At 47.5% G+C, this 8194-nt stretch carries 8 protein-coding genes; all 8 read left to right on the top strand.

Annotated features, from left to right (window positions below):
- The coding region (locus V7Z64_RS03660; protein WP_334109349.1) for a DAK2 domain-containing protein at positions 1 to 1181 on the top strand (1181 nt) is incomplete at its 5' end.
- 54 nt (positions 1182 to 1235) lie between these two features.
- Positions 1236 to 1898: an L-serine ammonia-lyase, iron-sulfur-dependent subunit beta gene (sdaAB, locus tag V7Z64_RS03655; protein ID WP_003394981.1), complete on the top strand. Its 663-nt coding sequence runs from the start codon at positions 1236 to 1238 to the stop codon at positions 1896 to 1898.
- Between the two features lie 23 nt (positions 1899 to 1921).
- Positions 1922 to 2809 (top strand): L-serine ammonia-lyase, iron-sulfur-dependent, subunit alpha, encoded by an 888-nt coding sequence (gene sdaAA / locus V7Z64_RS03650; protein WP_297989000.1) that lies wholly within the window; start codon positions 1922 to 1924, stop codon positions 2807 to 2809.
- Positions 2793 to 4850, top strand: coding sequence for an ATP-dependent DNA helicase RecG (gene recG, locus V7Z64_RS03645; RefSeq protein WP_297988997.1), 2058 nt, complete (start codon positions 2793 to 2795; stop codon positions 4848 to 4850). Before sdaAA ends, recG begins: the two co-directional genes overlap by 17 nt.
- Before the next feature lie 75 nt (positions 4851 to 4925).
- Positions 4926 to 5522 (top strand): transcription factor FapR, encoded by a 597-nt coding sequence (gene fapR, locus V7Z64_RS03640; RefSeq protein ID WP_003394974.1) that lies wholly within the window; start codon positions 4926 to 4928, stop codon positions 5520 to 5522.
- Entirely contained in the window at positions 5506 to 6495 is a 990-nt protein-coding gene (gene plsX / locus V7Z64_RS03635) for a phosphate acyltransferase PlsX (RefSeq protein WP_003394973.1), read from the top strand. Before fapR ends, plsX begins: the two co-directional genes overlap by 17 nt.
- 11 nt (positions 6496 to 6506) lie before the next feature.
- Positions 6507 to 7448 (top strand): ACP S-malonyltransferase, encoded by a 942-nt coding sequence (fabD, locus tag V7Z64_RS03630; RefSeq protein WP_297988992.1) that lies wholly within the window; start codon positions 6507 to 6509, stop codon positions 7446 to 7448.
- Entirely contained in the window at positions 7445 to 8188 is a 744-nt protein-coding gene (gene fabG / locus V7Z64_RS03625) for a 3-oxoacyl-[acyl-carrier-protein] reductase (RefSeq protein ID WP_297988989.1), read from the top strand. Before fabD ends, fabG begins: the two co-directional genes overlap by 4 nt.
- Positions 8189 to 8194: the final 6 nt, after the last annotated feature.

Genomic DNA, 8194 nt, shown 5'->3' with positions numbered 1-8194 from the left:
AAACGTTAAAAGAAGCGAAAGCGTCGCTTAAACGTACGCCAGATTTGCTTCCTGTACTAAAAGAAGTAGGTGTCGTTGATAGCGGTGGACAAGGGCTTGTCTTTGTGTATGAAGGGTTTTTAGCCGCATTAAAAGGCGAGACGGTTGCACAAGTAGAAACGGTATCGATGGAGCAACTTGTTCGTACGGAACATCATCGTAGCGTTCAAAGCCATATAAGTGCTGAGGACATTGAATTTGGCTATTGTACGGAATTTATGGTGAAATTTGAGCAAGAAAAAGTAGCGAAACACCCGTTCAGCGAGGAGGCGTTTCGTCAAGATTTAAGCCGCTTTGGTGACTCTCTGCTCGTCATTGCAGATGATGAACTAGTCAAAGTACACATTCACGCTGAACAACCGGGTGAAGTGCTTACCTACGCGCAACGTTACGGAAGTTTAATTAACATAAAAATCGAAAACATGCGCGAACAGCATGCGAATATTGTCCATCAAGAGGCGCAACCGCCGAAAAAACAAGAGCGCATCCCGTACGGCATCGTTGCGGTAGCGATGGGGGATGGCATCGCTGAACTGTTTCACAGCATCGGTGCCCATGCTGTGATCGAAGGCGGACAAACGATGAACCCGAGCACAGAAGATATTGTGAAGGCGATTGAAGAAGTACACGCGGAAACAGTATTTGTGCTGCCGAACAATAAAAATATTATTTTAGCAGCTCAACAAGCCGCTTCCGTCGCTTCATGCCACGTTGTCGTCATTCCATCGAAAACTGTCCCACAAGGAATGACAGCTTTGCTCTCGTTTAACCCTTCCGTACCAAAAGAAGAAAACGAAAAAGCGATGACCGAGGCGCTTGCCCGCGTCAGAACGGGACAAGTGACGTTCGCTGTGCGCGATACAAATATTGATGGTGTCGCAATCAATAAAGATGATTATATGGGAATTGCCGATGGGAAAATTGTCGTATCTCATCAAGAGCTTGCTTACGTTGTTGAGACGTTGCTTACTCATATGATTGGCGAGGAAGATGAAATTGTAACGATTCTTTCTGGTGAAGATGCGACGGATGAACAAATCGCCCACGTTGTTCAATTTGTTGAACGACAATTCCCACATGTCGAAGTGGAAACACATCGCGGTGGCCAGCCGTTATATCCATTTATTTTTGCAATTGAGTAGAAGGGGAAAACGTCCCCTTCTTTTTCATGAAGATGACAAAGGGGAGAATGGAAAATGAAATATCGGAGCGTATTTGATATTATAGGTCCTATTATGATCGGTCCATCGAGCTCTCATACGGCAGGAGCAGTTCGCATCGGAAAAGTGGCGCGCAGTTTATTTGGGAGAAAGCCAGCTTGGGCTGACATTTTCTTTTACGGCTCGTTTGCTGAAACGTATAAAGGGCATGGAACAGATGTGGCAATCGTTGGCGGCTTATTAAACTTCGATACGTTTGACGAACGGATGAAAACGTCGTTGCACATCGCCAAGCAAGAAGGCATTCGCATTACGTTCCATGAAGAAGAGGCGATTCCGCCCCATCCAAACACGGCAAAAATCCGCCTCGGTGATGACCAAGGGGAACTTGAACTAGTCGGCATTTCTATTGGCGGCGGGAAAATCGAAATTATTGAACTCAATGGATTTGAGCTAAAGCTGTCCGGTCATCATCCTGCGCTTTTAATTATGCATAACGACCGTTACGGAGCGATTGCAGGCGTGGCTAACGTATTGGCGAAATATGCGATCAATATCGGCCATATGGAAGTGTCGCGCAAAGAAAAGGGAAAACAAGCGCTCATGACGATTGAAGTAGACCAAAATATTGACGATGCGATTGTAGAGCAATTAAAAACGTTGCCACATATTATTGATGTAACAAAAATTGTAGACTAAAGCGGCGCAAAGGGGAGACGACGATGTTTCGAAATGTAGCAGAACTTGTTGAACGGGCAGAACGGGAGCAAATTAAAATTGCAGAAGTGATGATTCGACAAGAGATGGAAGTGACAGAGCGAAGCCGGGAGGACATTATCGCTCAAATGGAGAAAAACTTACAAGTGATGGAGCAAGCCGTGGCGCTCGGATTAGCGGGCGTCCGCTCGCATTCAGGATTAACGGGCGGCGACGCCACTCGCTTGCAACAATACATTGCACGTGGTCAATTTTTATCGGGAGAGACGATTTTAGATGCCGTCAGCAAGGCGATGGCCACGAACGAGGTGAACGCGGCAATGGGGATGATTTGCGCTACGCCGACAGCAGGTTCCGCTGGGGTCGTTCCAGGTACGTTGTTTGCAGTGAAGGAAAAACTAAACCCGACGCGCGAACAAATGGTTGAGTTTTTATTTACCGCTGGTGCGTTCGGATTTGTCGTCGCAAATAACGCCTCAATCTCGGGAGCAGCAGGAGGGTGCCAGGCAGAAGTCGGTTCCGCGGCAGGCATGGCGGCGGCGGCGCTCGTAGAGATGGCAGGAGGGACGCCAAAACAAGCGGCAGAAGCGATGGCGATCGCTTTAAAAAATATGCTCGGCCTCGTCTGTGATCCGGTAGCAGGTTTAGTGGAAGTGCCGTGCGTGAAGCGAAATGCCATCGGAGCAGCGAATGCGATGATCGCTGCCGATATGGCGCTTGCCGGCATACAAAGTCGCATTCCGTGCGATGAAGTCATTGAAGCGATGTTCCGCATCGGTCAAACGATGCCAGTCGCCTTAAAAGAAACAGCACAAGGAGGGTTAGCGGCGACGCCGACTGCTCGTCGATTCGAAGCGAGCATTTTCGGCAAGCCGAATGAAAAACGTGAGTGACATACTACAACAAGCAGTCACAGCGGTCAAAGGAATTGGTGAAGAAACAGCAGCTGCACTTCATGACATGGGAATTGATACAATTGAACAACTGTTGTATCACTTCCCTTTTCGTTATGAAGATTATCGTATATGTCCGTTAGAAGAAGCAAAACATGATGAAAAAGTGACGATTGTCGGCAAAGTGTATAGCGAGCCAGTGCTTACATATTATAGTAAAAAAAAGTCGCGGTTGACGTTTCGCGTGCTCGTCGATCGTTTTTTAGTGACAGCCGTCTGCTTTAACCAGCCATATTTAAAAAAGAAGCTTGCTTTGCATGAGACGGTGACGATGACAGGAAAATGGGATAAACATCGGCAAATGATCACCGTACAACATTTACATGTCGGTGAAATGAAACAACAAAAAGAAATAGAACCGATCTATTCTACACGCGGCGATGTGACGGTGAAAGGGATGCGCCGATTGATTGCGCTCGCGTTACAACAATACGGCGATGCGATCGTCGACCCATTGCCGAGCGAGTTGCTGCAAGCGTATCGGCTCGTTTCAAAACGTGATGCTATTCGGGCGATTCATATGCCGCTTTCGCACGAACAACTTAAGCAAGCGCGCCGCCGGCTCGTTTATGAGGAATTTTTACTTTTCCAATTGAAAATGCAAGCGTTGAAAAAATACCGTCGCGAACAGTCGCCTGGCATCGCACATCGTTTTTCTGATGAACAGCTTCAAGCTTTTATTCAATCGCTTCCATTTCCGCTAACGAACGCCCAGCAGCGCGTTGTGCGTGAAATTGTACAAGACTTACGATCGCCATATCGCATGAATCGATTGCTTCAAGGAGATGTCGGTTCCGGGAAAACAGTTGTCGCCGCCGTCGCATTATATGCCGTCCATTTGTCAGGATATCAAGGGGCGTTGATGGTACCGACGGAAATTTTAGCTGAACAGCATGCTGAATCGCTTCGTGCGCTGCTTGAGCCGATGGGAATTGACGTCCGACTGTTGACGAGCTCGGTGAAAGGAAAAAGGCGAAAGCAGCTGCTTGAGCAACTTGCAGCTGGTGAAGTACATGTCGTTGTTGGTACGCACGCGCTCATTCAAGACGACGTGAATTTTGCGAAACTTGGAGTGGTCATTACGGACGAACAACATCGTTTTGGGGTGGAGCAGCGGCGCATTTTGCGTGAGAAAGGACAATCGCCTGATGTATTGTTTATGACAGCGACGCCCATTCCGCGCACGCTGGCCATTACAGCATTTGGAGAAATGGACGTCTCCATCATTGATGAAATGCCAAAAGGGAGAAAAAAGATCGAGACGTACTGGGTGAAGCACGATATGCTTGAGCGCGTATTTCAATTTATCGCTAAACAAGTTGATGCAGGACATCAAGCATACGTCATTTGCCCGCTCATTGAAGAATCAGAAAAGCTCGATGTTCAAAATGCAATCGATGTCCATGCGATGCTTACTCATTACTATAAAGGGCGATATCGCATCGGATTAATGCACGGTCGCTTATCTTCAGAAGAAAAAGAAGAAGTGATGCGAGCGTTTAGCGCCAACGACATTCATATTTTAGTATCTACAACCGTTGTCGAAGTCGGTGTAAACGTCCCGAACGCAACCGTTATGGTTATTTACGATGCCGATCGGTTCGGTCTTGCCCAACTTCATCAACTGCGCGGACGAGTTGGCCGTGGACAAGCCCAATCGTACTGCATTTTAGTCGCTGATCCGAAGTCAGAAACGGGAAAAGAACGCATGCGCATTATGACGGAAACGAACGACGGCTTTGTGCTGTCGGAAAAAGATTTAGAGCTGCGCGGACCGGGCGATTTTTTCGGCACGAAACAAAGCGGCATGCCTGAATTTCGTCTTGGCGACATCGTTCACGACTATCGCATTTTAGAAGTTGCCCGTCAAGACGCTGCTCGCCTCGTTGATTCGCAAGCGTTTTGGCATGACGATAAATACGCCTTTCTTCGCGACTATTTACAACAATCAGGCATTTTAAACGGCGAAAAATTAGATTAAAAGTTGTTGAAATGGAAGTACGGGTGTTATATACTACTATTAGTACCTAGTAATAATTCGGATGGTGGATCGAAGATGAGAAGAAATAAGCGAGAACGGCAACGTCTATTGCAAGCAACGATTGAAGAAAATCCATTTATTACGGACGAACAGCTTGCCGAAAAATTTTCAGTCAGCATTCAAACGATCCGCCTTGATCGCCTTGAACTGTCGATTCCGGAATTGCGCGAGCGCATTAAACATGTCGCTGAGCGCACATTTGCTGATGAAGTGAAGTCGTTGCCTATTGAAGAAGTGATCGGAGAAATTATCGATATGCAATTGGACGAAAGTGCGATTTCCATTTTCGATGTAAAAAAAGAACATGTATTTAAACGAAATCAAATTGCGCGAGGGCATCACGTGTTTGCGCAGGCGAACTCGCTCGCAGTCGCGGTCATTAACGATGAATTAGCATTGACCGCCAAAGCAAACATTCGCTTTATGCGCCCGGTAAAAGAAGGGGAGCGAGTCGTCGCCAAAGCAAAAGTAAAAAATTTAAACGAAAACGGTCGCACGATCGTCGAAGTGAATAGCTACGTAGGTCAAGAGCTTGTTTTTCAAGGAGAATTTCATATGTATCGCTCAAACGTTGTTAAAAAGGATGGAGAAAATGATGAAAATCGCAATTGATGCCATGGGAGGAGATCACGCACCAAAGGAAGTCGTGATCGGTGCACAAAAGGCGATTGAGCATTTCAACGATATCGAAATTACGCTTGTTGGGAACGAATCGCTCATTCGCCCGTACATAACAAACGATGAACGACTATCGATCATTCATACGGAACAAGTCATTGAAGCAACAGATGAGCCCGTTCGTGCCGTTCGCCGCAAAAAAGAGGCGTCCATGGTGTTAATGGCAAATGAAGTAAGTGAAGGGCGCGCCGATGCGTGCATTTCAGCTGGGAATACGGGAGCTCTAATGGCGGCAGGATTGTTTATTGTTGGCCGGATAGATGGAATTGATCGTCCGGCGCTTGCGCCAACGCTCCCGACGATTGATGGAAAAGGGTTCGTATTGTTAGACGTTGGTGCTAACGTAGACGCTCGTCCAGAACATATACTGCAATATGCGTTTATGGGGGCAGCATATGCTGAAAAAGTACGCGGGGTTGAACGACCGCGCGTCGGGCTACTAAACGTAGGGACAGAAGACCAAAAAGGCAATGAGCTAGCTAAAAAAGCGTTTCAACTTATGCAACATACATCGTTAAATTTTGTCGGCAACGTGGAAGCGCGCGATTTGCTAGAAGGAGTAGCCGACGTCGTCGTTACTGACGGGTTCACTGGCAACGTTGCGTTAAAAACGATTGAAGGAACGGCCATCGCCATGTTTTCTATGCTAAAATCGGCGCTGACAAGCGGATTTGTCAGCAAAATGGCGGCGCTTGCTTTAAAGCCGCAACTTCTACAACTGAAGCAAAAGATGGATTATGCCGAATATGGTGGGGCAGCGCTCTTTGGCTTGCGCGCACCTGTCATTAAAGCGCACGGTTCATCCGATGCTCACGCGATGTTTCACGCCGTGCGTCAGGCGCGAGAAATGGTTGCAAACGAAGTAGTACAAACGGTAAAGCAATCGATAGCGGAAATTAAACAATAAGAGGTGGCATGATGGGGAAAATTGCATTTATTTTTCCAGGACAAGGTTCACAAACGGTCGGCATGGGGAAAGAATGGGCAGAGAAAGACGAGGCGGTAGCTGCGATCTTTCGCCTAGCAGATGAACGGTTGCAAATGTCTTTGTCACAACTCATTTTTGAAGGGCCGCAAGACGTACTAACAAAAACAGAAAATGCCCAACCAGCATTGTTAACAACGAGCATCGCATATTTACAAAAAGTAAAAGAAGCGGGCATTCGTCCACATTACGTAGCTGGACATAGTCTTGGAGAATATAGTGCGCTTGTTGCAGCGTCTGTGCTTTCGTTTCCTGATGGTGTATATGCGGTGCGCAAGCGCGGAGAATTGATGGAGCAGGCGGTGCCGTCAGGACAAGGAACGATGGCGGCGGTGCTCGGGATGGATGAAGCTTTATTGCAGCAAGTTGTCGATGAAGCAGCAACGGAATTATCACCTGTCCAATTAGCGAACTTAAACTGTCCGGGACAAATTGTCATTTCAGGTGCGAAAGAGGCAGTTGAGCGTGCGGCGCAGCTCGCGAAAGAAAAAGGGGCTAAGCGGGTCATTCCGCTCGAAGTGAGCGGGCCGTTTCACTCCATTTTAATGAAACCGGCGGCGGAGCAGTTTTCGACTGTGCTTGACACGTTGTCGTTTCAAGCAAGCGATGTACCCGTCATTTCAAACGTCACAGCCCAACCGATGACAGATCCAATAGAAATAAAACAGCGCCTTGTCGAACAGTTGTATTCGCCTGTTCGTTGGGAACAATCGGTTCAAACGATGATTGATCTCGGCGTAAATACGTTTATCGAAATTGGTCCTGGAAAAGTGTTAAGCGGTCTTGTGAAAAAAATAAACCGTCATGTCAACGTTTATTCCATTTTTGATGAAGCATCGTTTACAGCGACGGTAGCTGCGGTGAAAGGGGAATGAAAATGGAAGGGAAAGTAGCGATTGTCACAGGGGCGTCGCGAGGCATCGGGCGCGAAATTGCTTTACATTTAGCTCGACTTGGTGCAAAAGTAGCGGTCAACTATGCAGGAAGCGAGGTGAAAGCAAACGAAGTTGTCGCGCAAATTGTAGAACACGGTGGCGAGGCGTTTGCTGTGCAAGCCGATGTCGCCAATAGTGAAGCGGTTGAGCGCATGGTAAAAGAAGTGCTTGAGCGATGGGGACGGGTAGATATTTTAGTGAACAATGCAGGTATTACGCGCGATAACTTGCTTATGCGCATGAAGGAAGAAGAATGGGATGCCGTCATAAACACGAACTTAAAAGGCGTCTTTTTATGTACGAAAGCGGTCACGCGCCAAATGATGAAACAACGGTACGGCCGAATTGTAAACGTAGCGTCCATCGTCGGTGTAAGCGGCAATCCTGGGCAAGCGAACTATGTTGCGGCGAAAGCGGGCGTGATCGGGTTGACGAAAACGGCGGCCAAAGAACTCGCAAGCCGAAACATTACAGTGAATGCTGTCGCACCCGGATTTATTACGACAGATATGACGGATCAATTAAGCGAAGATGTTCGCCAAGCGATGTTGCAACAAATTCCGCTTGCCCGCTTTGGAAATCCAGAAGATATTGCGCACGTCGTGGCTTTTCTCGTTTCAGATGGGGCAAGCTATATGACGGGGCAAACGATTCATGTCGACGGCGGCATGGTCATGTAAAAATTC

The organism is Anoxybacillus sp. (assembly GCF_036834105.1).
Classification (GTDB): Bacteria; Bacillota; Bacilli; order Bacillales; family Anoxybacillaceae; genus Anoxybacillus.
The sequence above is the reverse complement of the archived record's forward strand: the minus strand, read 5'-3'. Positions and strand labels throughout refer to the sequence as shown.